Raw genomic sequence first — 23,443 nt, 5'->3', positions numbered from 1 at the left:
TTTTGTTCGGTACGGGAAGGCAAGAATCTTCGGCCGCATCACCAACTCCACATCGTGCCGTCCTCGAGCCGGTTCACCGGCAGATAGGCGCGGGCATAGGGAAAGGTCCCGGCGAGCGTCTCGTCGATCTCGACGCCGAGGCCGGGCGCATCGCCCGGATGGAGCATGCCGTCCGCGAAGCGCCAGGCGTGCGGAAAGACCGCGTCGGTCTCGGCCGTGTGGCGCATATATTCCTGGATGCCGAAATTGGGGATCGCGAGCCCCAGATGCAGCGCCGCCGCCATCGTCACCGGCGATAGGTCGGTCGCGCCGTGACAGCCCGTGCGGACCTGATGCAGATCGGCGAGCGAAGCGATCTGGCGCATATGGGTGATGCCGCCGGCGTGGAGCACGGTCGCGCGGATATAGTCGATCAGCCGGTTCTCGATCAGATGCTTGCAATCCCAGACCGACGAGAAAATCTCCCCCACCGCGAGCGGCGTCGTCGTATGCTGGCGGATCAGGCGGAACGCCTCCTGATCCTCCGCCGGGGTCGCATCCTCGATCCAGAAGGGGCGATAAGGCTCGAGGTCCTTGCCGAGCCGCGCCGCTTCGATCGGGGTCAGCCGGTGGTGGATGTCGTGGAGCAGATGCACATCCCAGCCGAGCGCCTCGCGCGCCGCGGCGAAGAGCTCGGGGACGACACGCATATATTTCGCGGTCGACCAGACATTCTCGGTCGGCAGGTCATTGTCGGCGGGCTCATAGAAATAGCGGTCCTTGCTGACGCCATAGGTCGATGCCATCCCGGGCACGCCGCATTGCAGGCGAATCGCCTTGTAACCCTGCCGCTGGTAATCGAGCGCGGCCTCGATCGTGTCTTCGATCGTCGTGCCATTGGCATGGCCATAGACCATGCAGCCCTCGCGCGCGGCGCCGCCGAGCAATTGATAGACCGGCAGGCCCGCGAGCTTGCCCTTGATGTCCCACAAAGCCATGTCGACCGCCGCGATCGCCGTCATCGTCACGGGGCCGCGGCGCCAATAGGCGCCCTTGTAGAGAAATTGCCACATATCCTCGATCCGGTGCGCGTCGCGCCCGATCAGGCAGGGGACGACATGCTCCGACAGATAGGCCGCCACCGCAAGCTCGCGGCCGTTGAGCGTCGCATCGCCGACGCCGGTCGTGCCGTCGTCGCATTCGATCTTCAGCGTCGTGAAATTCCGGCCCGGCGAGGTCAATATCACCCGGGCTGACACGATCTTCGGCATTCCATCCCCTCATCGTTACAAAAAGATAGTTGTGTGACAACATTATTGACACTCGAGCCAAAAGGGAAGAGGTATGTCACCGGTGTCAAGGCGAAAAGCCCGGCCGGCTTGAAAGGGAGAGGATATGCCATGTCGCTGAGCCTGTTTTCGATTCTGATGACCGCTCCGGCCGTCGTGGCGGCGCCTGCCGAACCCGTGATGCCGCAACCCGCCGCGATCCTCGCCGATACGCGCCGCGTCGCCGACTGGCAGCTCGCGAACCGGACCAATTGGGCGACGATGCCCGCGGCGCGCAAGAGCGTGCGCGAGGTGCGCGACTGGCAGCAGGCGACCTTCTGGGTCGCGCTGACCGAGCTTGCGAACCGCGACAAGGCTTATGCGCAGCCGCTGCTCGACCTCGGCCGCGCCGAACAATGGCAAATGGGCGACCTGCCCTTCCACGCCGACGACCAGCTGATCGGACAGGCCTGGCTGTGGGCGGCGCAGAATGGCGCGGGCAAGAAAGCGATCGCCCCGATGCGCGCCTATTTCGACCATGTCCTCGCCAACCGGCCGACGATCGGGCTCGAATTCATCCCCGTCGCGCCCGGCAAGGGCACGTCCACATGCACCGACCGCTGGTGCTGGTGCGACGCCTTGTTCATGGCGCCGCCGACGATGCTCCGGCTGGCGCAAGCGACGGGCGACCGCCGTTACGCCGACTTCGTGCACGAGGAATGGAAGGCGACGACCGACTATCTCTTCGACCCGGCGGAACAACTCTATTTTCGCGACAGCCGCTTTTTCGACATGCGCGATGCCAAGGGACGCAAACTGCTCTGGAGCCGCGGCAACGGCTGGGTCATGGGCGGTCTCGTCCGCGTGCTGCAGGTGCTGGGCAAGAACGACCCGCACCGCCCCACTTATGAAAAGCTGTTCAAGGACATGGCGGCCCGAGTCGTGACATTGCAAAAGGCCGACGGCTATTGGCCCGCCTCGCTGCTCGACGACGATCCCGGCACGCCCCCCGAATCGAGCGGCACCGCCTTCTTCACCTATGCCTTCGCATGGGGGGTCGACAACGGCCTGCTCGACCGCGCGACTTACGAACCCGCCGCGGTGCGCGGCTGGGCGGCGCTCGGCCGCGCGGTCCAGCCCGACGGCATGCTCGGTTGGGTCCAGCAGGTCGGCGACCGCCCCGACAGCGTCTCGGCAAAGGAAACGCAATTCTACGGCAGCGGCGCCTATCTGCTCGCCGGAACCGCGATGTACGACTTGGCGAAAAAACCCCGAAAATCCTCGATAAAATAGAGAGGGGCGGTTCATAACCGCCCCTCTCTCGAAAGATTGACTTCTCCCTTTAAAGTTGTAATACATTTTGTAAGTTGTATAACAACTGAAATTGACACCGGTATCAACCGGGTCCGCGCCGCAAGTCCAGGGGCGGCATAAAAAGGAGAGGGAAATGAAGTCATCATCGGTCCTGCCGACCCGCACCGCCTTGCTGGCGTCCGCGGCGCTGTTCGCCGCCATGCCCGTATGGGCGCAGGAAGCGCCCGCTGAAATCGAAGGCGAACCGCCGGCGGCGGTCGATGGCGGCGACGAAATCCTCGTCACCGGCACTCGCGCGACGCAGCGCAGTTCGATCGAATTCAAGCGCGCTGCCGACGTCGTCGTCGACGGCCTAGTCAGCGACGAAATCGGCGCGAGCCCCGACAATTCGGTCGGCGACACGCTCGAGCGCATCGTCGGCGTCTCGGCCGACCGCTTCAAGGGCAATGCCAACGAGCTATCGGTGCGCGGCCTCGGTCCGACCTTGAGCTTTTCGACCTTCAACGGCCGCGAGGTATCGACCGCGGGGCCCGACCGCTCGGTCGCCTTCCAGCAATTCCCGTCCGAACTGGTCAACGGCGTCCTCGTCTACAAGACCCAGCGCGCCGACTTCCTCGAGGGCGGCGTCGGCGGGGTGATCGAGCTTCGCTCGATGAAGCCGCTCGATTACGGCAAGCGCCGCATCCAGTTCGAGGTGCGCGGCGATTTTCAGCCGCAGGACGACGACGTCTATCAGCACGACGGGCTCGGCTATCGCGCCAATTTCTCCTACACCGACCAATATGAAACCGGGCTCGGCGATATCGGCGTGTCGATCGGTTACCAGCGCCAGGACACGAGCGCGCCCGAGGATTATTACAACGGCAATTCAACCTTTCAGCTCTGCAACACTTCGGCGAACAATCCCTGGCAGCTGACCGGCAATGCCGCGACGCAGGCGGCGGCGGGCGCCAATATCAACTGCACCTTCGCCGAAGGGCCGCGCGCCGCCAATGGCGTGACGGTCGGCGAGACCATCGGCGATTTTTATTTCCCGACCTCCTCGCGCAGCTTCCGCACCCAAAAGACCTCGGAGATTCGCGACGGGCTGATCGGCGCGATCCAGTGGCGCCCGTCGCCCGAATTCGAGATTTCGATCGACGGCCAATATTCGAAGCGCCGCAGCCTCGAGGACCGCAACGTGCTGGGCATTCCCGAAGGACTGCGCGGCCTCGAGCCGCTGGTCATCGGCGACGGCAGCAACGGCTATTCGCCCGGCGCGCTGATCAGCTATCGCGGCAATTCGAATATCGAGAACCAGCTCGAAACGCGTCAGCGCAACGAAACCTATAAGGGCGGCGGGCTCGACCTCATCTGGGCCCCCGATCGCTGGACGGTCAGCTTCGACGGATCCTATTCGGACAGCCACCGCACCGAAACGCAAAAGGCGACGCGGATGCGATCGAACCGCCGCGTCGGCTATACGCTCTCCTATCTGGACGACGATGTCGTGCCGAGCGTCGAGTTCGAGGATTTCGACATCACCGACCACGACCTGTTCCAGACCACCGCGGCCAATTCGGTCTATGCGCGCAACCGCTTCGTCACCGACCGCCGCGACCGGATCTGGGCCGGGCGGCTCGACGTCGAGCGCGAACTCGACGGCTTCATCACCTCGGTCAAGGCCGGAGGCCGCTATTCGGACCATCATCGCACCAACGACAATGCGCGCAACAACAACCTCAATACTTTGGCCGCAATCGACGGCGCGACCCCGGCCCAGTTGATCGCGCAGGCGAACCGGAACTGCCGCGTGCCCTTTACCACCACCAGCTACATGCAGGGCATGGGAACCAACGTCACGCGCTGGGCGACGTTCGACAACGACTGCCTATTCCGCACCTTCACCGGCGGCGACGACGCGCTGCCCTATCCGACCGACGGCCGCGATCCGAGCGACATCGACGTCACCGAACGCATCTATGCGCTCTATGGCCTCGCCAATTTCGAATCGCAGGCCGCCGGCGTGCCGTTCAGCGGTAATATCGGGCTGCGCTGGGTCAAGACCGATATCACCTCGATCGGCTATCGCCAGCCCTATGTGATCACGATCGACACCGCCGGCGACAGCTACAGCGTCGACCCCGATCCGAACGGCGCGCTCCAGACCAACCGCGCCAAGGGCAGCTATAATTATTTCCTGCCGAGCGCGAACATCGCCTTCGACCTGTCGCAAGAGGTCAAGCTGCGCCTCGCCGCCTATCGCGCGATTGCGCGGTCGGGAATCGAAAGCTTCGGCGCGGGCATCCGGCTCAACCCCTCGGCGGGGACCGGGCTCGACAATATCATCTTCGACGCGACCACCGGCAACCCGAACCTCAAGCCCCTGCGCGCGTGGAACCTCGACGCGAGCCTTGAGCTCTATGCGTCAGAGGACACTTTGCTCTCGATCGCGGGCTATTATAAATGGGCGAAGGGCACGGTGATCAGCGCCGAGGAGCCGATCCCCTCCGACATCACGATCACGACGATCCGCGACGGCGGCGCGCCGGTGACCGAGACCGTCACCATCGCGCCGGTCGCCCCGACGAACGACGGCGAAACGCGGCATCTCTACGGGATCGAGGCGACCGCGAGCCACGCCTTCACCTGGCTTCCGGGTCCGCTCGACGGGCTCGGCATCCAGGGATCGGTCAACCGCGCCTTCGCCAATTTCGAATATCCCGACACCTCGCCGATCGCCGATTATGTGGATCCGGCGAACCTGATCGGGCTGTCGAAATGGACCGCCAGCGGGTCGGTGTGGTTCGAGAAATGGGGCCTCTCGCTGCGCGCCAACCTTCGCTATCGCTCGGGCTATTACAAGCCGAACAGCGGCACCAACCGCGAAATTCGCGGCGCGACCTATATCAACCTCTCGGCGCAATATAATCTCACCGACAATGTCCAGCTCAAGCTGCAGGCGCTCAACGTCACCGGCACCAACGACATCATGTACAAGGGCGGATACGACAGCATCGCCGAGGTGTCGCGCAGCGGCACGCAATATTTCTTCGGCTTCCGGGTCCGCCTGTGAAGTCAGCGAGTTTAGCCCGACTCCCTTGGGCTATCCTGGCCGCCGCCGCGACTCCGTCCGCGGCGGCGGCTTTTTCCTTGCCGCCGGCGAACGGTGCGCAAAAGGAGGAGGGATGATCGCCCGCCGCGCCCTGCTCCTCGCCGCGCTGCTCGCCGCGCCCGCGGCATGGGCGCGCCCGCAGCCCGGCACGCTCGACATTCGCGCGATCGAGCGCCGCCGCCTGCTGCCGCAAGCCGAAGCCCTGCTCGCCGCCGAGCCGCGCACGATTGCGGCGATCCCCGCGCCGCGCAGCCCCGCCGGACCGCAGGATTATTATTCGGAAGGCGATTATTGGTGGCCCGATCCGGCGAACCCCGGCGGTCCCTATGTCCGCCGCGACGGCCGCTCGAACCCCGACAAGTTCGACGGTCACCGCGACGCGCTGATCGCGTTTGGGCGCACCGTCCCCGCGCTCGCGGCGCTGTGGGATCTCACCCGCGAGCCGCGCTTCGCCGACGCCGCGATGCGCCACCTACAAGCGTGGTTCGTCGATCCGAAGACGCGGATGAACCCGAACCTCAACCATGCGCAGGCGATCATCGGCGTCAACAGCGGCCGCGCGATCGGGGTGATCGACACGCTGCAGATCGTCGAGGTCGCGCGCGCCGCAGCGCTGTTCGCACGGCGCAATGCGCCGGGCTATACCGCGATCCGCGCGGGCGTCGAGGGCTGGTTCGCCGCCTATCTGGACTGGCTCACCACCTCGCCCTTCGGCACCGAGGAACGCGACGAGGAAAACAACCACGGCACCTGCTGGCTGCTACAGGCGGCCTCCTTTGCTGCGCTGCTCGGCCGCGACGACATTCTCGCCGATGCCCGCACCCGGCTCCGGACGATCATCATCCCGACGCAGATCACCCCCGACGGCCGCCAGCCGCTCGAACTCGCACGCACCAAACCCTATGCCTATGCCCTCTTCAACCTCGACGTGCTCGCCGCGTCGGCGTGGCTGCTCGGCGGCGCCAACCTCATCGGTTGGAAGACCGCCGACGGCCGCTCGATCGGCGGCGCGATCGCGTGGATGGCGCCCTTCATCGCCGACAAGGCAAAATGGCCGCTGCCGCCCGACATCGAATATTGGGACGGCTTCCCGGTGCGTCAGCCGAGCCTGCTCTTCGGCGGCCTCGCGCAGAAACGCGGCGACTGGCTGGCGCTCTGGCAGCGCCTCGACCCCGACCCCGTCATTGGTGAGGTCGTGCGCAACTTCCCCGTGCGGCAGCCCCTGCTCTGGCTCTAGTTGCGGCCCTCGACCAGCCCGCGCGCGATCACCTGCGCCTGAATCTCGGCGGCGCCCTCGAAGATATTGAGGATGCGCGCATCGCAGAGCAGCCGGCTGATCTCATATTCGAGCGCATAGCCGTTGCCGCCGTGGATCTGCAGGCTCGCATCGGCGTTCGACCAGGCGGCGCGCGCGGCGAGCAGCTTGGCCATCCCCGCTTCGATATCGCAGCGTTTGCCGCCGTCCTTCGCGCGCGCCGCAGCATAGCTCAGCTCGCGCGCCATCACGAAATCGACGAGGCTCATCGCCAGCTTGTCGGCGACGCGCGGGAAATCGATGATCGCCCGGCCGAACTGTTTGCGGGCAAGCGCATAATCGAGCCCGAGCTCGATCGCGCGCCGCGCGACGCCGACGGCGCGCGCCGCGGTCTGGATCCGCGCGCCTTCGAAAGTGCGCATCAATTGCTTGAACCCCTGTCCCTCCGCACCGCCGAGCAGCGCGTCGGCGGGCGCGCGCATCGCATCGAATTGCAGCGCATATTCGCGCATCCCGCGATAGCCGAGCACCTCGATCTCGCTGCCGCTCATCCCCTCGGCGGGGAAAGGATCGGCCTCGGTCCCGCGCGGCTTCGGGACGAGGAGCATCGACAACCCCGCATAGCCCCGCGCGTCGGGAAGCGTGCGCGCAAGCAAGGTCATCAGGTCCGAGCGCGCGGCGTGGGTGATCCAGTTTTTCGCGCCGTCGATCACCCAATGATCGCTTGTCCGACGCGCACGCGTCTGAAGCGAGCCGAGGTCGGAGCCGACGTCGGGTTCGGTGAACACCGCCGTCGGCAAAATCGCGCCGCTCGCGATCTTCGGCAGCCATTCGGCCTTTTGCGCATCGGTGCCGCCCGTCGCGATCAATTCGCCGGCGATCTCCGACCGCGTGCCGAGCGACCCCGCGCCGATCCAGCCGCGCGACAATTCCTCGGTAACGATGCACATCACCAGCTTGCCGAGCCCGAGCCCGCCAAACTCCTCGGGGATGCACACACCGAAGGTGCCGAGGTCGGCCATCGCCTGAACGGTGGCGTCGGGGATCAGCGCGTTGGCAAGGTGCCAGCTATGCGCGTTGGGCAGGATCGCCGCGTCGGTAAAGCGGCGATACTGCTCGCGGATCGCGTCGAGATCGGCATCGCGCAGCGTTTCGCTCGGCCAATGGCCCTCGGCGAGTGCGGCGGTGACGGCGGCCCGGGTCACGGCATGATCGGCGTCGAGCAGGCCGGTGCAGGCTTCGGCGAGCGTCCGCGCCTCGACGCTCAGCCCCAGATCGACCGGCCGGAAAATCTCGTTCTGCCCCATCGGCAGCCCGCCGGCGAGCTGGCCGATGCTTTCGGCGAAAGCGAGCGTGGCGATCTTCGCGTCGAGCGGGTTCGAGTCCTGGCCGGACTCGCACCAGTCGAGCGTCGCCTCCAGCGCCGCCACCATCGTCGCGACCCATGCGAATCCGTGCGCCGCGCGCTGATCGCTGTCGATCGGTCGCGCAGCCAGCCGCTCCGCCAGCGCCGCCTGCGCAGCGCCGCGATAGGCCTGCGCCGCCGTCAGAGCATCCCGCAGATCGCGCACGCTCAGGCGGCGCGCTCGAAGATCGCGGCGATACCCTGCCCGCCGCCGATGCACATCGTCTCGAGCCCGTAACGTCCGTCGCGGCGCACGAGCTCGCGCGTCAGATTGGCGAGGATGCGCCCGCCGGTCGCGCCGATCGGGTGGCCGAGCGAGATGCCCGAGCCGTTGACGTTCAAAATCGCGTTCCGGCTGTCGTCGTCGGACCATCCCCAGCCCTTCAGCACCGCGAGCACTTGCGGCGCGAAGGCTTCGTTGAGTTCGACCAGGTCGATGTCGCCCCAGCCGAGGCCGCTTCGCGCGAACAGCCGCTCGACCGCGGGCACCGGACCGATGCCCATCCGGCTCGGGTCGCAGCCCGCCGCCGCCGAACTGTGATACCAGGCGATCGGCTCGAGCCCCAGTTCGTCGAGCTTGTCTTCGGCGACGACAAGGCACGCCGCCGCCGCGTCATTCTGCTGGCTCGCATTGCCCGCCGTCACGACGCCGCCTTCGAGCGGACGCAGCTTGCCGAGCGTTTCCAGCGTCGCGTCGGCGCGATAGCCTTCGTCGTGCGCGAAGACGACCGGATCGCCCTTCTTCTGCGGTACCTCGACCGGCACCAGCTCGTCGTCGAACAGCCCCTTCGCCCACGCCGCCGCCGCGCGCTGGTGGCTGCGCGCCGCATAGGCATCGCACGCCTCGCGCGTGATGCCATAATCCTTCGCCAGATTTTCGGCGGTTTCGATCATGCCCGAAATGACCCCGAACCGCTCGACCGGCTGCGACATCAGCCGTCCGCGCGTCAGCCGGTCGTGGAGGGTGAGGCTCCCTGCGCGGACGCCCTTGCGAATGTCGGTCGAATAATGTTCGACGTTCGACATCGATTCGACGCCGCCCGCGACGACGACGTCGGACATGCCCGTCTGCACCATCATCGCGGCGTTGATCACCGCCTGCAAGCCGGAGCCGCAGCGGCGGTCGAGCTGATAGCCCGGCACCTCGAGCGGCAGCCCGGCGGCGAGCCACGACCAATGGCCGATGCTCGGCGCCTCGCCATTGCCATAGCCCTGCGAAAAGACGACGTCGTCGACGCGCGCCGGATCGATCTTCGTCCGTTCGATCAGCGCCTTCAATATCACCGCGCCAAGCTCGCCCGCGGTCATCGACGAAAGCGCGCCCCCGAACTTGCCGACGGCGGTACGGATCGGGGCGACGATGGCGGCGCGGCGCAGGGTCATGTCTTCATTTCTCCATGGTTCATCCGACGCCGACGATACCGGCATCGATCAGGCGGGCAAGCTCGCCCGACGAAAGCGACAAGCGGCCGCTCAATATTTCCTCGCTATGCTCGCCGTTGCGCGGCGCTGGGCGCGGCTGCTGGCGTTCCTGCTGCGGCAAGGTCGCAAAGGCGCCCGCCGCGGGATAGACGAAACCGCTGGGATTGTCGGACTGGCCGAAGATCGGATTGTCGTTGACCAGCGCCGGATCCTGCACCGCGTCGTGCATTGTGCGGTAGGGCGAATGAACGATGCCGCCCGCGTCGAACGCCGCCGCCAGGTCGGCATGATCGCGCTTTGCGATCGCCGCCTCGAACAGCGGATAGAGCGCGTCGCGGTGCGTGAAACGCAGTCCGTCGTCGATGGCGAAGGACACGTCGCGCGCCGCCTCGATCCCGGCGACCGCTTCGGCGAGATTGAGTGCCGCGATCAGATTGACCCATTGGCGCGGGGTGACAACGACGATCATCGTGCGCCGCCCGTCGCGCGTCACGAAGTCGCGCCCGAACAGGCCATAGACCGCATTGCCGAGCCGCGGCCGATTATCGCCCGTGTAAAGCATCTCGGCGACCCCACCCAGATTGGCGACCGTCCCGATCGCGACATCGGACAGCGGAATCCGCACCTCGCCGCCCACGCCGCTCGCGCTCCGCCGCTGGATCGCCGCGAGCAGCGCGAAGGCGGCATAGGCACCGGTCAGCAAATCCCACGCGGGCAGCACATGGTTGACCGGATCGGGGCCGGCGCCGGTCAGCATCGGATAACCGACGCTGTTGTTCACCGTATAGTCGAGCGCGGGCGAGCCGTCGGCCCAGCCCATCACGCGCACGGTGATCAGGTCGGCGCGCCCCTCGGCAAGCTTGTCGTGCGACAGGAAGCCGCCCACCGGAAAATTGGTGACGAACTGGCCCGTCGCGCGCACCAGTTTCTGCAAAAGCTCGCGCCCTTCGGGCCGGCCGAGGTCGAGCGCGACCGACTTTTTCGCGCGGTTGAGATTTTCCCAATAGAGCGAGTCATTGGTCGTGGTCACCGGCCAGCGCCGGAAGTCGGGGCCGCCGCCGATCTGGTCGACGCGGATCACTTCGGCGCCCATTTGCGCGCAATAAAGCCCGGCGGTCGGAGAGGCGACAAAGGACGAAGCTTCGATCACCGACAGGCCGGCCAGCAGGTCGTACATCCGGCGCCAATCCCCCAAAAGCTTCCCGCGAAGTCACCGGCTGGAACCGCCGGTTGGAGCTATCTGGCGCACCCGAAGGGATTCGAACCCCTGGCCTCTGCCTTCGGAGGGCAGCGCTCTATCCAGCTGAGCTACGGGTGCTGATAGAGCGCGGCCTCTAGCAAGCCCGTGCCGCGCCAGCAATGGCCTATCGACCGGTGCGCGCGGATATGCGAAGCGGGCTCCGCAAAGGAGGCGGGGAGCGTTGGTGAAACCATCCGAACAAAGCTGGCCGATGGCCGCAGACCTTTACGGCGAGATGCAGCTCGAGGCGAACCCGCCCGCGCGGCATCGCTGGCGCGAATATCTGCCGGGCATCCTCGTCACCGCCATCGCCGCGCTCGCCGCCGCGTGGCTTGCCGACCATTATGCCGCGCCGATCGTGCTGATGGGGCTGCTCATCGGTCTCGCGCTGTCCTTCCTCTCGCAGGACAAGCGCACCCACGCCGGGCTCGACCTGATGTCGCAGACCGCGCTGCGTGTCGGCATCGTGCTCGTCGGGGCGCGGATCACCGCCGAGCAGCTCGCCGAATTGGGGCCGCTGCCCTTCGCGCTGCTGCTGCTCATCATGCTCGCGGTGATCGTCCAGACCGTCGCGACCGCGCCGCTGTTTCGGCAGGACAAGCAGGCCGCCCTGCTCGCGGGCGGCGCGACCGCGATCTGCGGCGCGTCGGCGGCGCTCGCGCTCTGGTCGCTGATCGGCGACAAGCGGATCGATCAGGCGCGCTTCACCCTCACCCTCGTCGGCATCACGGTCGCGAGCGCGCTGGCGATGACGCTCTACCCCGTGCTCGCAGCGCAGCTCGGCCTCAGCGACGCGCAGGCGGGCTTCCTGATCGGGGCTTCGGTCCACGACGTCGCGCAGGCGATCGGCGGCGGCTTTTCCTTCTCGCAGCCCGCGGGCGAGGTCGCGACGATCGTCAAACTGACGCGCGTCGCGCTGCTCGCCCCGATGCTGATGCTCGTCGCGCTGTGGCTCGGCCGCGGCGGCGAAGCGGGCGCCAAGCGCCGCATTCCGCTCCGCCTGCCATGGTTCATCATGGGTTTTCTTGTCATCGCGGCAATCAATTCGCTGGTTACCATTCCCGAGCCCGCACAGGATGCCGCCGCGACGGGTGCGCAGGCGCTGCTCCTCCTCGCGATCGTCGCCACTGCGATGAAGGCGCGGCTGCACCTGCTCCTCGATCAGGGATGGCGCAGCTTCGCGCCGATCATCGTCGCGACGCTGACCAGCTTTTTGCTGTCCTTGGGGGCCGCACTGCTGCTGTGACGGCGTGACGTCATAACAGTGCCCTGATATATCAGCCTTTCGGCAAAGCCCAGCTCACCGTCAGCTGCGTCGCGCGGCGCGGAATGTCGAGCTTGGCCTCGCTGAAATTGACCTTTTCATTGGGCGGCAGCATCCGCACCGGCGGCTTGATCGTCCAGCTATAGACGATCGTTCCCTGCGCATCGCGCAGCTCGGCGAGGATCGGCGGTACGCGCTGTTCGCGGTCGGTCGGGTTGATGATCACCCCCGACGCCGCGAAATAGATCGTGCCGTCGGCGAGTTCGCGGTGATCCTGGTTCGGCGGCAGTTCGATCACCAGGTCGGGCTCGTCGACGCCGCCCGGCAGACCGAGCCCCTGCGCCCAGCCCGGCAAGCCGAAATAGGCGAGCCCCGCTGTCGCGGCGATCATCAGTAGGGCGGCGCTCGCGGCGATCGCCGTCCAGCGTTTCGCCGGATTGCGCCGCGGACGGCGGAACGGCAGCGGCGCATCGGCAGCGGTGGGGGTGACGCGCGGCGCGGGCTCCGCAGCGGCGGCAAAGGCCGGCGGCGGGGCGGGCGAGGTCTCCGCAACGTCCGGACGGGTCGCTGCGGCGGGTTCGGCCACCGGCGCGGACGACGGGGCCGGAGCCGCCGCCGGCGTTTCGACCGCCGCAGCGGGCGCCGCCGAGGGTTCCTGAAACCAGCTATGGCGGCAATTGGCGCAGCGCACCGTGCGGCCCGCGGGACCAATCGCCGTATCGGGAACGACATAGCGGGTGTGGCAGGACGGGCAGGCGAGGATCATGGGGTCCTTCTAAACACGCTGATTCGCGGCGTTGCAAGCGCCGCGTTCCACTCGCGCCTTGTCCTTGGTGAATAGCCGTGCGACAGGCAGGCGGATGAGCGGACCAGCGCCCCTGTTCCTTGGCCCCGTGCAGGCGCATGATCATGCGCGGGTGACGTCATGACCGACGCAGCGCCGGTGCGCCCCGGCGGCGCGATGGTCGAATTCGACGGCGTCGGGCTGCGCTACGGCCCCGATGCCGAGATCCTCTCCGACATCAGCTTCAACCTCCAGCCGGGCAGCTTCTATTTTCTCACCGGCGCGTCGGGGGCGGGCAAGACGTCGCTGCTCAAGATGCTCTATCTCGCGCAGCGGCCGAGCCGCGGCATCGTCCGCCTGTTCGGCGAGGATCTGGTCGCGATGCCGCGCCACCGCCTTCCCGGTTTTCGCCGCCGCATCGGCGTCGTCTTTCAGGATTTCCGCCTGATCCCGCATTTGAGCGCGCGCGACAATATCGCGCTGCCGCTGCGCATCGCCGGGGTCAGCGAAGAGGATCTCTCGGGCCCGGTCGGCGAGATGCTGAGCTGGATCGGGCTCGGCGACCGCGCCGATGCGCACCCCGCGACGCTGTCGGGCGGCGAGCAGCAGCGCGTCGCGATCGCGCGCGCGGTCATCGCGCGCCCGCAATTGCTCGTCGCCGACGAGCCGACAGGTAACGTCGATCCCGAAATGGCGATGCGCCTCTTGGGGCTGTTCGAGGCGCTGAACCGCCTCGGCACCACCGTCGTCGTCGCGACGCACGATATTCACCTGATCAGCCGCATCGAAAATGCGCAGATGATGCGGCTCGAAAAGGGGCGCCTCTCCGACCCCACCGGCGCGCTGCGTTATCCGCCGGCGAACAGGACATGATCATCCCGCGCGTTCCCGTCCAGCATCGGCGCCTGCTGCCCGATCGCCGCCTGTCGGGGCCGACGCCGTGGGTCGTCGCGATCCTGATGATGCTGACCCTGCTCGCCGCCGCCGCCGGCGTCGGTCTCGCGCGGTCGGCGAATGCGATCGGCGACGCGATCGCCGGGCGCGTCACCGTCCAGATCGTCACCGCCAATCCGGTGACGCGCGCCGAGCAGGCCGCCGCGCTCCGCCGCGCCGCCGCTGCGCAGCCCTTCGTGCGGTCGGCGCGCTCGGTCGAGCGCGAGGAGTTGCAGGCGATGCTCGGCCAATGGTTCGGCAGCGAAGGGAGCGGCGATGGAGGCGACGATCCCGTACTGAAGTCGCTCCCGCTGCCCGCCCTCGTCGATGTCGATTTCGTCGGCGAGGACCGCGGCGGCCATATGGAGGCGCTCCGCGCCCTCGTTGCGCGCGAGGCGCCGGGCGCGCGGATCATCCCGCACGCCGAATGGCTGGGCCCGGTCGCGCGGCTCATCCGCTCGCTCGCGTGGATCGCGGGCGGGATGGTGCTGCTGATGACGGCGGCGAGCGCCGCGGTGGTGATTATGACCGCGCGCGCCGCGCTCGGCACCCATTTTGCGACGATCGAGATGCTCCATCTGATCGGCGCGACCGACCGCCAGATCACCCGGCTGTTCCAGCGCCGCATCGCGATCGATACCGCCTATGGCATCGCGCTCGGCAGCACCGTCGCCGCGGCGATCCTGCTGCTGATCGGCTGGCAATGGTCGGGGGTCACCGCGGGCCTCGCCGCGACCGCATCGCTCGGCGCCGCGGGCTGGGCGCTCTTGCTGGCGCTGCCGCTATTGGCTATCGCGCTCGCTGCCTTCACCGCGCGGCAGACCCTGCTCGCGGCGCTCAAGAAGATTTTATGATCAAGCGCCTGATTTCCCTGTTGTTTCTGGCCTGGGCGCTTGGCTTCGCATGGTTTGCGCTGCTGCCGCCGCTACCCGCCGCGCCGCAAAAAACCGACGGGATCGTCGTGCTCACCGGCGGCCCGGGGCGGATCGACCGCGCGCTCGAACGGCTCGAGGCGGGCGACGCCAAGCGCCTGCTGATCAGCGGCGTCGCGCGCGAGGTGAAGCCGCGCGAGCTTGCCGCCGAATATAAGCGCCCGGTTTCGCTGTTCGACTGCTGCATCGCCTTGGGGTTCGAGGCCGAGGATACGCGCTCGAACGCGACCGAGGTCGCGACCTGGGCGCAGCGGCGCAAATATAAGAGCATTCGCCTGGTCACCACCGACTGGCATATGCGCCGCGCCGAATATGAAATCGGCCGCGCGGTCGGCGACACGGTGACGATCCTGCCCGACGCGGTGCGCAGCCAGCCGAGTTTCGCGACGCTGTTTCGCGAATATCATAAATATCTCGCGGGGCTGGCGGGCGGGCTCCTCGGGCTGTGACATACGCCATCGCCCTGTTCCGTTCGATCCTGTTCTGGATCGCCTTTTTCGTGATGAGCAGCATTTCGTCGATCGGTGGGGTGATCGCGCTGCCGATCTCGCATCGCGGCACGATATTCTTCGTTCGCATCTGGGCGCAGGCACACCGAATCTTCTGCCGCTTCCTGCTCGGCCAAACAATCGTCGTCGAAGGCGAGATGCCCGACATCCCAGTGCTCTATGTCTTCAAGCATGAATCGGCGTTCGAAACGGTCGAGCAGCCGATGCTGTTCAAGCATCCGGCGGTGTTCGCGAAAGAAGAGCTGTTCTCGATCCCCGTGTGGGGTCAGGCGGCGCGTTTCTATGGCCTGATCCCGGTCGACCGCGACGGCGGCGGCAAGGCGATGCGCGCGATGCTCGGCGCGGCGAAGGCGGCGCTCGCCGCAGGGCGCCCGCTCGTGCTGTTCGCCGAGGGAACGCGCGTCCCGCACGGCGAAGCGCCGCCGCTCCGCCCCGGTTTTGCCGGCATGTACCGCCTGCTCAATATTCCGGTGATCCCGGTCGCGGTGAACAGCGGCCTCGCCTTTCCGCCACGCCGCTGGGTCAAATGGCCCGGCACGATCACCTACAAGATCGGCGAAACGATCCCCGCCGGGCTGCCGCGCGAAGAAGCCGAGGCGCGCGTGCGCGTCGCGATCAATGCGCTGAACCCGCCACCGGCGTTGCTGGAAGCTAAGCAAACCAACTAACCCGCTCGCATCGAGCGAAGTCGAGATGCCCCTCCGTCTTGCGCCATCCAGATGGGTGTCTCGACTTCGCTCGACACGAACGGAAATTGATATCGCTAATGCTTCCGCCCGAAATCGGGCGCCGCGTCATCCTGCCCCTGTTCGATGATCGACCGCCGGATCGCCCGCGTCCGCGTGAACCACTCTTCGAGCTTCGCGCCGTCGCCGCGCCGGATCGCCTGCTGGAGCGCGGTCAGATCCTCGTTGAACCGCTGCAAGGTCGCGAGCACGGCATCCTTGTTGGCGAGAAAGACGTCGCGCCACATCACCGGGTCGCTCGCCGCGATGCGCGTGAAGTCGCGGAAACCGCCCGCCGAATATTTGATCACCTCGCTCTCGGTGACCTCTTCGAGTTCGCTCGCGGTACCGACGATCGTATAGGCGATGAGGTGCGGAAGATGGCTCGTCACCGCGAGCACCATGTCGTGATGCGCGGCATCCATCGTCTCGACCTTGGCGCCGAGCGCCTGCCAAAAGCCGGTAACCGCCGCCACCGCCTCATCCGACGCGTCCGCGCCCGGGGTGACGATGCACCAGCGGCCTTCGAACAAAGAGGCGAAGCCCGCCGCCGGGCCGCTATTCTCGGTCCCGGCGACCGGGTGCGCCGGAATGATGATATGATCGGGAAGCGCCTTGGCGAGCGCGTCGGCGACCCCCGCCTTCGACGAGCCGACGTCCGAAATGATCGCCCCCGCCTTCAGCCCCGGCGCGATCGCCGCCGCCGCATCGGCCATCCGCCCGACCGGAACCGCGAGGATGACGAGGTCGGCATCGGCCACCGCGGCAACCGGATCATCGACGATCCCGTCGCAAAGGCCAAGCTCGCGCGCGACCCCGCGCACATCGTCGCTGGCGTCATGGCCGGTCACCGCCACCTGCGGCAGCCGCTCGTCGATCGCACGCGCGATCGACGAGCCGATCAGGCCCAGCCCGACGATCGCGACGCGATCAATCGCCATCAGCCGTTCAGCGCGGCGCGGATCGCCGCCGCGAGCCCGCGCGTCTCGTCCTCGGTGCCGATCGTCATGCGCAGCGCATTCGGCAGCCCCTGTCCCGGCAGCCAGCGGACGATATAGCCCGCGTCCATCAGCCGGTTGTAAACCGTCTCGGCGCTGACATCGCCCTCGAACAGCACAAGCAGGAAATTGCACGCCGACGGCACGACGCGTACGCCATGATTGCCGAGGCTTTCGATTTCGCCAGCCAGCCAGGCGCGCCATGTCGCATTATGCTCGCGGCTGTGCGCGACGAATTCCGCGTCGCCGAGCGCCGCGACCGCCGCGGCTTGCCCCGCGCGCGTGACGTTGAACGGCAGGCGGATGCGGTGCAGCGCCGAAATCACCTCGGCTGCGGCATAGCCCCAGCCGATGCGTTCGGCGGCGAGCCCGTGGATCTTCGAAAAGGTGCGCGTGATGAACACATTCGGCTGCGTCTTGGCGAGTTCGAGCCCGCCGTCATCCTCGGCCTCGGACAGATATTCCGAATACGCCTGATCGATCACGAACAGGACATTCTTCGGAAGGCCCGCATAGAGCCGCTGGACTTCCTCACGCGTCGCGAGCGTGCCCGTCGGGTTGTTCGGATTGGCGAGATAGACGACGCGCGTCTTGTCGGTCACCGCCGCGAGCAGCGCATCGACGTCGGTCGCATAATCCTTGTCGTCGGCCTCGACAGGCACCGCGCCGACGCGCCGCGCGGCGATCTCGTAGACCGCGAAGCCGTAGCGCACATAGAGAATCTCGTCGCCCACCCCGGCGTAGGTCCCCGCCGCCAGATGCAGCAACTCGTCCGACCCGTTGCCGCAGATGATCCGCGCCGGATCGAGCCCGAACTTCGCCCCGATCGTCTCGCGCAGCTCCACCGAACCCGGATCGGGATAGCGCGACAGCGCATCGGTGGCCGCCTGCGCGGCGGCGAACGCCGTGCGCGCCTTCTCGCCCGTACCGAGCGGATTTTCGTTCGCGCTCAATTTGATCAGCGGACGCCCGTCGGCGCCCGCGGACTTGCCGGGAACATAGGGAGCGATGCCGCTGATCCACGGCTTGGGCACAAGGGTTTCGGTCGCGTCGGTCATGCCGCGCCGTTTAACGGCTGTGCGCCCCGAGTCCAGTTTGTTGATGGGATTCGCGCAGAGCGCGCAGAGAAAAAATTGTTCACGCGGAGACGCGGAGACGCGGAGGAAAAGAGATTGGCGGCTCGCCGCCTTTTCTCCTAAATCTCCGCGCACTCTGCGTTCTCTGCGCGAGTTTTTCTTTCCCTTATCTCCGCGTCTCCGCGTCTCCGCGTGAACTCCTTCCGCCATCATTGACAGTCCCTGCACACCCGCTTAGCCCCGCGCGAACGATGGCGAGCCTTCTCCACCAGATTCAGCACCAGGGCGTGACGATCAACGCGACGCTGCCGCTCGACAGCGGACAGGTGCTGCCGTCAGTGACGATCGCCTGGCAAAGCTATGGCGCGCTCAATGCCGACAGGTCGAACGCGGTGCTGGTCTGCCATGCGCTCACCGGCGACCAATATGTCGCGAGCGACCATCCCGGAACCGGGAAACCCGGCTGGTGGGCGCGCATGGTCGGTCCCGGCAAGCCGATCGATACCGACCGCTTCCACGTCATCTGCGCCAATGTGCTCGGCAGCTGCATGGGGACGAGCGGCCCCGCGACCCCCGACGCGGCGACCGGCGCGCCGCTCGGCATGGCCTTTCCCGTCATCACCATCACCGACATGGTCCGCGCGCAGGCGATGCTGCTCGACCATCTCGGCATTGCGCGCCTCCACGCCGTCGTCGGCGGGTCGATGGGCGGGATGCAGACGCTCGCCTGGGCCGCGACCTATCCCGAGCGGCTCGCCTCGGCGCTCGTCATCGCGAGCGCGGCGCGCCATTCGGCGCAGAATATAGCGTTCCACGAGGTCGGGCGGCAGGCGATCATGGCCGACCCCGACTGGCAGGACGGCCAATATTACGGCAGCGCGCGCGCGCCCACCAAAGGCCTCGCGGTCGCGCGCATGGCCGCGCACATCACCTATCTGTCCGAGGAAGGGCTGACCGAGAAATTCGGCCGGCGCCTGCAGGCGCGCGACATCAAGAGCTTCGGCTTCGACGCCGATTTTCAGGTCGAATCCTATCTCAGGCATCAGGGGCTGGCCTTCACCGACCGCTTCGACGCCAACGCCTATCTCTATATCACGCGCGCGATGGACTATTTCGACCTCGCCGACCCGCACGACGGCCGCCTCGCGGCCGCCTTCGCGGGCGCCAGGGATGTGCGCTTCACGCTCGTCAGCTTCGACACCGACTGGCTCTATCCGACCTCCGAATCGCGCCGCGTCGTCCAGGCGCTGCAAAGCGTCGGCGCCGCTGCGAGCTTCGTCGAACTGTCGGCGCCCTTCGGTCACGACAGCTTCCTCCTCGACGTCCCCGCGCTCGACCGCCTCGTCGCGGGCGCGCTGGGGGCGGGCTTCTGATGGCATTGCGCCCCGATCTCGCGATCATCGCCGACGCCGTGCCCGCGACGTCACGCGTCCTCGACGTCGGCTGCGGCGACGGCGAGCTGATGGTTGCGCTGCGGGGCAAGGACGTCGATGCGCGGGGCCTCGAAATCGACCCGGCGAACGTCACGGCGGCGATCGCGCGCGGCCAGTCTGTCGTGCAGGGCGACGCGAATCAAGACCTCGCCGACTATCCCGACAACGCCTTCGACTATGCGATCCTGTCGCAAACGCTCCAGACCACCGAGCGCCCCGACCGGGTCGTCGACGAATTGCTACGCATCGCGCCGCGCGCCTTCGTCAGCTTTCCCAATTTCGCGCACTGGCGCATCCGCCTTGCCTTGCTGTGGGGCGGGCGGATGCCGGTGACGCGGCTGCTCCCCGTCGCCTGGTACGAGACGCCGAACATCCACCATGTCACGGTCAGCGATTTTCGCGACCTCGTCCGCGCCAAGGGCATCAGGGTCGAGCGCGTCTGGCACCTGTCCGGCGACAAGCCGGCGAGCGACGCCGCCGCCAGCTGGCGCGCCGAGCACGCGATCTTCCTGATTTCGCGCTAGGTCAGTCGCGCTTCTTCAACCCGTTCGCCAGCAGATCATTCGCGATCGCAGCGATCTCCGAAATGTCGCTCTCGGTATCCCAAAGCCCGTAACGCATCCCGAGGAATACGTTCATCCCGCCGATCGCCCAAGCGTGGATCTCGCTGACGTCGCCGCGAATCTCGCCCCGCGCCGCGCCATTTTCCAACCGCTGCCGCACACGCGCGACGGTCGTTTCATAATGGCTGCGATAGCTCGCATAATCGACGAACTCGGCCTCGTCGATGATGCGATAGATTTCCTTATGCTCGCGCACGAAGCCGAGATAGGATTCGAGCCCGATCCGCTCGGCGCTGATCTCGTCGGGCGCCGCCTGCACCAGCGGCGTGACATGGTCGCGCAATTGCTCGCTCATATAGCGGACGAGCGCCTGGAAGATTTCCTCTTTCGAATCGAAATAGGTGTAGAAGCTGCCGAGCGCGGTTCCGGCGCGGCGCGTGATCGCGCTGATCGACGCTTCGTGAAAACCCCGCTCGCCGAATTCGACCGCCGCCGCGTCGAGCAGCTTGCGCAGCGTCCGCCGTCCGCGCTCGGTGCGCGGCGTCTTGTCGCGCGCGTCGCCCTGAGCCTCTTCGGCCCGCCCCGTATCGGTCTGCGGCTGATCCATGGCTGCCTTTCCGTCTCCCCCTCCGTCCGGCTCCGCCTGCATCGTGGCATTTCCGCACCACTGGCAAGCAAAAAACGACGAAGTCAGTTTCCAAGTTGAAACTTGGTTCATGTTTCATTATTGGAAGCGGCGCGGCTTGGCAAGCACCGGCCCAATAAAAGCAAACCGGGCGGCGAGGGGTCGCCCATCACATGGGAGAGTTTTCATGCGTCCTTTCGCCCGCCCGCTGCGCCGTGCCATCCTCGCCACCAGCGCGCTTTCGATGATCGCCTTCGCCCCGCCCGCCTTCGCGCAAGAAGCGGGCGCCACCGACGCCGGCGATAACGAGATCATCGTGACGGCACGCCGCCGCGACGAGCGCCTGATCGACGTCCCCGTCGCGATCACCGCCTATTCGGGCGAGGCGCTCGAAAAAGCGGGCGCGATCGACATCACCGACATCGGCGCGACGACGCCGAACACGACGCTCGAAGTCTCGCGCGGCTCGAACTCGACGCTCAGCGCCTTCATCCGCGGCGTCGGCCAGCAGGATCCGGTATCGGGCTTCGAACAGGGCGTCGGCATCTATCTCGACGACGTCTATCTCAATCGCCCGCAGGCGGCGGTGCTCGACATCTACGACGTCGAACGCATCGAGATCCTGCGCGGACCGCAGGGCACACTCTATGGCCGCAACACGATCGGCGGCGCGGTCAAATATGTGACCAAGCAGCTGCCGGAGGAATTCTCGCTCAAGATCAAGGGCACACTCGGCACTTATGATCAAGCCGATCTCGTCGTCACCGCGAGCGCGCCGATCGGCGACCTGCTCCGCGTCGGCGGCTCGGTCGCGCGGCTGTCGCGCGGCGGCTTCGGCGACAATCTCACCACCGGCACCGAAAATTACAACAAGGACGTCTGGGCCGGCCGCGGCACCGTCGAACTCGGCGGCTATGGCGCGCCGGTGCTGATCCGCATTTCGGGCGATTATTCGAAGGACAAGAGCGATCCGCGCGGCGGCCACCGCCTGATCCCCTCGCTCGCGACGGGCGCGCCCGTGCTCGACAATGTCTTCGATTCGCGCGGCGGCCTCAACGATCCGAAGCAGGACATCGAGGCCTATGGTCTCGCGATGAACGTCACCGCCGAACTCAGCGACACGGTGACGCTCCGCTCGATCAGCGCGTGGCGCAAGGACCGTTCGGCGACTCCGATCGATTTCGACGCGCTGCCCGCGGTCGATGTCGACGTCCCCGGCTTCTATTTCAACGAACAGATCAGCCAGGAATTCCAGCTGCTCTACGAGGGCGACCGGCTGAAGGGCCTGCTCGGCTTCTATTATCTCGACGCGAGCGCCGACACGCTCTTCGACGTGCGCATCTTCAACACCTTCGCCGGGCTGACCGCCTTTACCGAGGCCGACGTCGACACCACGACCTTCGCCATATTCGGCGACGCGACCTTCGATTTCACCGACCGGCTCAGCCTGTCGGTCGGCGGCCGCTATACCTGGGACAAGCGTGAAGCGTTCATCCTGCGCCAGAATTACCTCGGCGGCGGCTCGCCGGTCTTCGGCGGTGCCGGGGTTCCCTTCGGCACGCCCAGCACCAATTTCGATGGCAGCCGCAGCTTCAACAAATTCACCCCGCGCGCCTCGCTGTCGTTCAAGCCGACCCCCGACCACACGCTCTACGCAAGCTATTCGCAAGGCTTCAAGGGCGGCGGCTTCGACCCGCGCGGCGTCGGCGCCAATGCACCGGCGGCGATTCCGGGTAGTCCGACCGACGCCGAAGTCTCCGCCTTCCTGAGCTTCCTTCCCGAACAGGTCGACAGCTATGAAGTCGGCTACAAGGGCAGCCTGCTGGACGGCGCCCTGAACGTCGCGCTCGCGGCCTTTTACGCCGATTATACCGACGTCCAGATCCCGGGCTCAGTCGCGTGCACAATCCTTGTCGGCACGCCTCCTGCTCCCATTCCTTCCTTCTGCGGCGTCGTCTCGAACGCCGGCAAGGCGTCCTTTAAGGGCCTCGAATTCGAAGGCCGCGCGCGGCTGGGTGAGGATCTTGCGGCGGTGGGCGACCGGCTGACGCTGTCGACCGCGCTCGGTTATATCGACGCGCAATATAAGGAATATATCACCAACATCGGCGGCGTGCCGACCGACGTCGCCGATTTCCGCGAGGTTCAGAACACACCGAAATGGACCGCGAGCGCCAACCTCGCCTATTCGACCCCGATCGGCGACGGCGACCTGAGCTTCGGCACGACGCTGTCGTACCGCAGCAAGACCTATCAGTTCGAAATCCCCAACCCCTATATCGACCAGAAGGGCTTCGCGCTGTGGGATGCGAGCATCGTCTACACCGCGCCCGACGATCGCTGGAGCCTCGGGGTGTTCGGCAAGAATCTGACCGACAAGGAGTATAAGACCTCCGGATATACGTTCGTCAATTTCGATCCCGTGACCGGCGCGCCGACATCGGCGCTCGGCACCGAGGGCACGCTCACCGCCTTCTACGGCAACCCGCGCCAGGTTTTCGTGACCGGCACGGTGAAGTTCTGATCTGGCGGAAAAAGGGGGAGAGGGGCGCCCGTTGCGGCGCCCCTTTTTTCGTCCAGTCGGCTCGCAAATCCCGACGCCGATGACCGCTTTGGGGTGGGGA

Annotated in this window: 19 protein-coding genes and 1 tRNA gene; 11 read left to right on the top strand and 9 right to left on the bottom strand. The window is 66.7% G+C overall.

The window, feature by feature from the left end; all coding sequences use genetic code 11:
* Positions 1 to 38: 38 nt before the first annotated feature.
* A complete protein-coding gene (manD, locus tag GGR90_RS06960; protein ID WP_167920585.1) occupies positions 39 to 1,250 on the bottom strand; it encodes a D-mannonate dehydratase ManD in 1,212 nt (403 codons plus the stop codon).
* A 156-nt stretch (positions 1,251 to 1,406) separates the two neighbouring features.
* Between manD and GGR90_RS06955 the strand changes: the two genes are divergently transcribed.
* The 3 genes from GGR90_RS06955 to GGR90_RS06945 all read left to right on the top strand — a co-directional run bounded on the left by GGR90_RS06955 (position 1,407) and on the right by GGR90_RS06945 (position 6,892).
* Positions 1,407 to 2,540 carry a glycoside hydrolase family 88/105 protein gene (locus GGR90_RS06955; RefSeq protein ID WP_245198422.1) on the top strand — a complete coding sequence of 378 codons (1,134 nt, stop codon included), beginning with the start codon at positions 1,407 to 1,409 and terminating at the stop codon, positions 2,538 to 2,540.
* A gap of 154 nt (positions 2,541 to 2,694) precedes the next feature.
* The gene (locus GGR90_RS06950; protein WP_167920581.1) at positions 2,695 to 5,616 is read left to right on the top strand and encodes a TonB-dependent receptor; all 2,922 of its coding nucleotides are present in this window, start codon (positions 2,695 to 2,697) and stop codon (positions 5,614 to 5,616) included.
* 112 nt (positions 5,617 to 5,728) lie between these two features.
* On the top strand, positions 5,729 to 6,892 hold the full coding sequence (locus GGR90_RS06945) for an alginate lyase family protein (protein ID WP_167920579.1): 1,164 nt from the start codon (positions 5,729 to 5,731) through the stop codon (positions 6,890 to 6,892).
* Here GGR90_RS06945 and GGR90_RS06940 read toward each other — a convergent pair.
* The 4 genes from GGR90_RS06940 to GGR90_RS06925 all read right to left on the bottom strand — a co-directional run bounded on the left by GGR90_RS06940 (position 6,889) and on the right by GGR90_RS06925 (position 11,055).
* Positions 6,889 to 8,472, bottom strand: a complete 1,584-nt coding sequence (locus tag GGR90_RS06940) for an acyl-CoA dehydrogenase family protein (RefSeq protein ID WP_209023642.1) — start codon at positions 8,470 to 8,472, stop codon at positions 6,889 to 6,891. The genes GGR90_RS06945 and GGR90_RS06940 overlap by 4 nt on opposite strands.
* Positions 8,473 to 8,483: 11 nt before the next feature.
* Positions 8,484 to 9,698 carry an acetyl-CoA C-acetyltransferase gene (locus GGR90_RS06935; protein ID WP_167920575.1) on the bottom strand — a complete coding sequence of 405 codons (1,215 nt, stop codon included), beginning with the start codon at positions 9,696 to 9,698 and terminating at the stop codon, positions 8,484 to 8,486.
* A gap of 19 nt (positions 9,699 to 9,717) precedes the next feature.
* Entirely contained in the window at positions 9,718 to 10,914 is a 1,197-nt protein-coding gene (locus GGR90_RS06930) for a CoA transferase (RefSeq protein ID WP_167920573.1), read from the bottom strand.
* A 64-nt stretch (positions 10,915 to 10,978) separates the two neighbouring features.
* Positions 10,979 to 11,055 (bottom strand) — tRNA-Arg (locus GGR90_RS06925).
* 106 nt (positions 11,056 to 11,161) lie between these two features.
* Here GGR90_RS06925 and GGR90_RS06920 point away from each other — a divergent pair.
* Complete coding sequence (locus tag GGR90_RS06920) at positions 11,162 to 12,223, top strand: putative sulfate exporter family transporter (protein ID WP_167920571.1); 1,062 nt, start codon at positions 11,162 to 11,164, stop codon at positions 12,221 to 12,223.
* Between the two features lie 31 nt (positions 12,224 to 12,254).
* On the opposite strand, the gene GGR90_RS06915 is transcribed toward GGR90_RS06920, so the two are convergent.
* Positions 12,255 to 13,007, bottom strand: a complete 753-nt coding sequence (locus GGR90_RS06915) for a zinc-ribbon domain-containing protein (RefSeq protein ID WP_167920569.1) — start codon at positions 13,005 to 13,007, stop codon at positions 12,255 to 12,257.
* A gap of 159 nt (positions 13,008 to 13,166) precedes the next feature.
* Between GGR90_RS06915 and ftsE the strand changes: the two genes are divergently transcribed.
* Genes ftsE through GGR90_RS06895 form a run of 4 tightly spaced genes read left to right on the top strand, consistent with a single transcriptional unit; the run spans position 13,167 to position 16,067 of the window.
* The gene (ftsE, locus tag GGR90_RS06910) at positions 13,167 to 13,898 is read left to right on the top strand and encodes a cell division ATP-binding protein FtsE (protein WP_167920567.1); all 732 of its coding nucleotides are present in this window, start codon (positions 13,167 to 13,169) and stop codon (positions 13,896 to 13,898) included.
* Entirely contained in the window at positions 13,895 to 14,812 is a 918-nt protein-coding gene (locus GGR90_RS06905; RefSeq protein ID WP_167920565.1) for a cell division protein FtsX, read from the top strand. Before ftsE ends, GGR90_RS06905 begins: the two co-directional genes overlap by 4 nt.
* Entirely contained in the window at positions 14,809 to 15,339 is a 531-nt protein-coding gene (locus tag GGR90_RS06900) for a YdcF family protein (RefSeq protein ID WP_167920563.1), read from the top strand. The genes GGR90_RS06905 and GGR90_RS06900 overlap by 4 nt, the downstream gene beginning before the upstream one ends.
* Positions 15,336 to 16,067, top strand: coding sequence for a 1-acyl-sn-glycerol-3-phosphate acyltransferase (locus GGR90_RS06895; RefSeq protein WP_167920561.1), 732 nt, complete (start codon positions 15,336 to 15,338; stop codon positions 16,065 to 16,067). The genes GGR90_RS06900 and GGR90_RS06895 overlap by 4 nt, the downstream gene beginning before the upstream one ends.
* 95 nt (positions 16,068 to 16,162) lie before the next feature.
* Here GGR90_RS06895 and GGR90_RS06890 read toward each other — a convergent pair whose 3' ends face one another.
* Entirely contained in the window at positions 16,163 to 17,065 is a 903-nt protein-coding gene (locus tag GGR90_RS06890; protein ID WP_381448529.1) for a prephenate/arogenate dehydrogenase family protein, read from the bottom strand.
* Positions 17,065 to 18,180 carry a histidinol-phosphate transaminase gene (gene hisC, locus GGR90_RS06885; protein WP_167920559.1) on the bottom strand — a complete coding sequence of 372 codons (1,116 nt, stop codon included), beginning with the start codon at positions 18,178 to 18,180 and terminating at the stop codon, positions 17,065 to 17,067. The genes GGR90_RS06890 and hisC overlap by 1 nt, the downstream gene beginning before the upstream one ends.
* 269 nt (positions 18,181 to 18,449) lie before the next feature.
* Here hisC and metX point away from each other — a divergent pair, with 269 nt between their 5' ends.
* Positions 18,450 to 19,571 carry a homoserine O-acetyltransferase MetX gene (metX, locus tag GGR90_RS06880; RefSeq protein WP_167920556.1) on the top strand — a complete coding sequence of 374 codons (1,122 nt, stop codon included), beginning with the start codon at positions 18,450 to 18,452 and terminating at the stop codon, positions 19,569 to 19,571.
* Positions 19,571 to 20,155, top strand: coding sequence for a methionine biosynthesis protein MetW (metW, locus tag GGR90_RS06875; protein ID WP_167920554.1), 585 nt, complete (start codon positions 19,571 to 19,573; stop codon positions 20,153 to 20,155). The genes metX and metW overlap by 1 nt, the downstream gene beginning before the upstream one ends.
* A gap of 1 nt (position 20,156) precedes the next feature.
* Here metW and GGR90_RS06870 read toward each other — a convergent pair whose 3' ends face one another.
* Positions 20,157 to 20,801: a TetR/AcrR family transcriptional regulator gene (locus GGR90_RS06870; protein WP_167920552.1), complete on the bottom strand. Its 645-nt coding sequence runs from the start codon at positions 20,799 to 20,801 to the stop codon at positions 20,157 to 20,159.
* Positions 20,802 to 21,063: 262 nt separating this feature from the next.
* Here GGR90_RS06870 and GGR90_RS06865 point away from each other — a divergent pair, with 262 nt between their 5' ends.
* Positions 21,064 to 23,343, top strand: a complete 2,280-nt coding sequence (locus GGR90_RS06865; RefSeq protein ID WP_245198519.1) for a TonB-dependent receptor — start codon at positions 21,064 to 21,066, stop codon at positions 23,341 to 23,343.
* Positions 23,344 to 23,443: the final 100 nt, after the last annotated feature.

This window comes from Sphingopyxis italica (assembly GCF_011926545.1).
GTDB classification, from domain to species: domain Bacteria; phylum Pseudomonadota; class Alphaproteobacteria; order Sphingomonadales; family Sphingomonadaceae; genus Sphingopyxis; species Sphingopyxis italica.
The sequence above is the reverse complement of the archived record's forward strand: the minus strand, read 5'-3'. Positions and strand labels throughout refer to the sequence as shown.

Coding starts and splice junctions, on each gene's coding strand:
- manD (WP_167920585.1), bottom strand. CDS start 1,250: ATGCCGAAGATCGTGTCAGCCCGGGTGATATTGACCTCGCCGGGCCGG.
- GGR90_RS06955 (WP_245198422.1), top strand. CDS start 1,407: ATGACCGCTCCGGCCGTCGTGGCGGCGCCTGCCGAACCCGTGATGCCG.
- GGR90_RS06950 (WP_167920581.1), top strand. CDS start 2,695: ATGAAGTCATCATCGGTCCTGCCGACCCGCACCGCCTTGCTGGCGTCC.
- GGR90_RS06945 (WP_167920579.1), top strand. CDS start 5,729: ATGATCGCCCGCCGCGCCCTGCTCCTCGCCGCGCTGCTCGCCGCGCCC.
- GGR90_RS06935 (WP_167920575.1), bottom strand. CDS start 9,698: ATGACCCTGCGCCGCGCCGCCATCGTCGCCCCGATCCGTACCGCCGTC.
- GGR90_RS06930 (WP_167920573.1), bottom strand. CDS start 10,914: ATGTACGACCTGCTGGCCGGCCTGTCGGTGATCGAAGCTTCGTCCTTT.
- GGR90_RS06915 (WP_167920569.1), bottom strand. CDS start 13,007: ATGATCCTCGCCTGCCCGTCCTGCCACACCCGCTATGTCGTTCCCGAT.
- ftsE (WP_167920567.1), top strand. CDS start 13,167: ATGACCGACGCAGCGCCGGTGCGCCCCGGCGGCGCGATGGTCGAATTC.
- GGR90_RS06905 (WP_167920565.1), top strand. CDS start 13,895: ATGATCATCCCGCGCGTTCCCGTCCAGCATCGGCGCCTGCTGCCCGAT.
- GGR90_RS06900 (WP_167920563.1), top strand. CDS start 14,809: ATGATCAAGCGCCTGATTTCCCTGTTGTTTCTGGCCTGGGCGCTTGGC.
- GGR90_RS06890 (WP_381448529.1), bottom strand. CDS start 17,065: ATGGCGATTGATCGCGTCGCGATCGTCGGGCTGGGCCTGATCGGCTCG.
- hisC (WP_167920559.1), bottom strand. CDS start 18,180: ATGACCGACGCGACCGAAACCCTTGTGCCCAAGCCGTGGATCAGCGGC.
- metX (WP_167920556.1), top strand. CDS start 18,450: ATGGCGAGCCTTCTCCACCAGATTCAGCACCAGGGCGTGACGATCAAC.
- metW (WP_167920554.1), top strand. CDS start 19,571: ATGGCATTGCGCCCCGATCTCGCGATCATCGCCGACGCCGTGCCCGCG.
- GGR90_RS06870 (WP_167920552.1), bottom strand. CDS start 20,801: ATGGATCAGCCGCAGACCGATACGGGGCGGGCCGAAGAGGCTCAGGGC.
- GGR90_RS06865 (WP_245198519.1), top strand. CDS start 21,064: ATGATCGCCTTCGCCCCGCCCGCCTTCGCGCAAGAAGCGGGCGCCACC.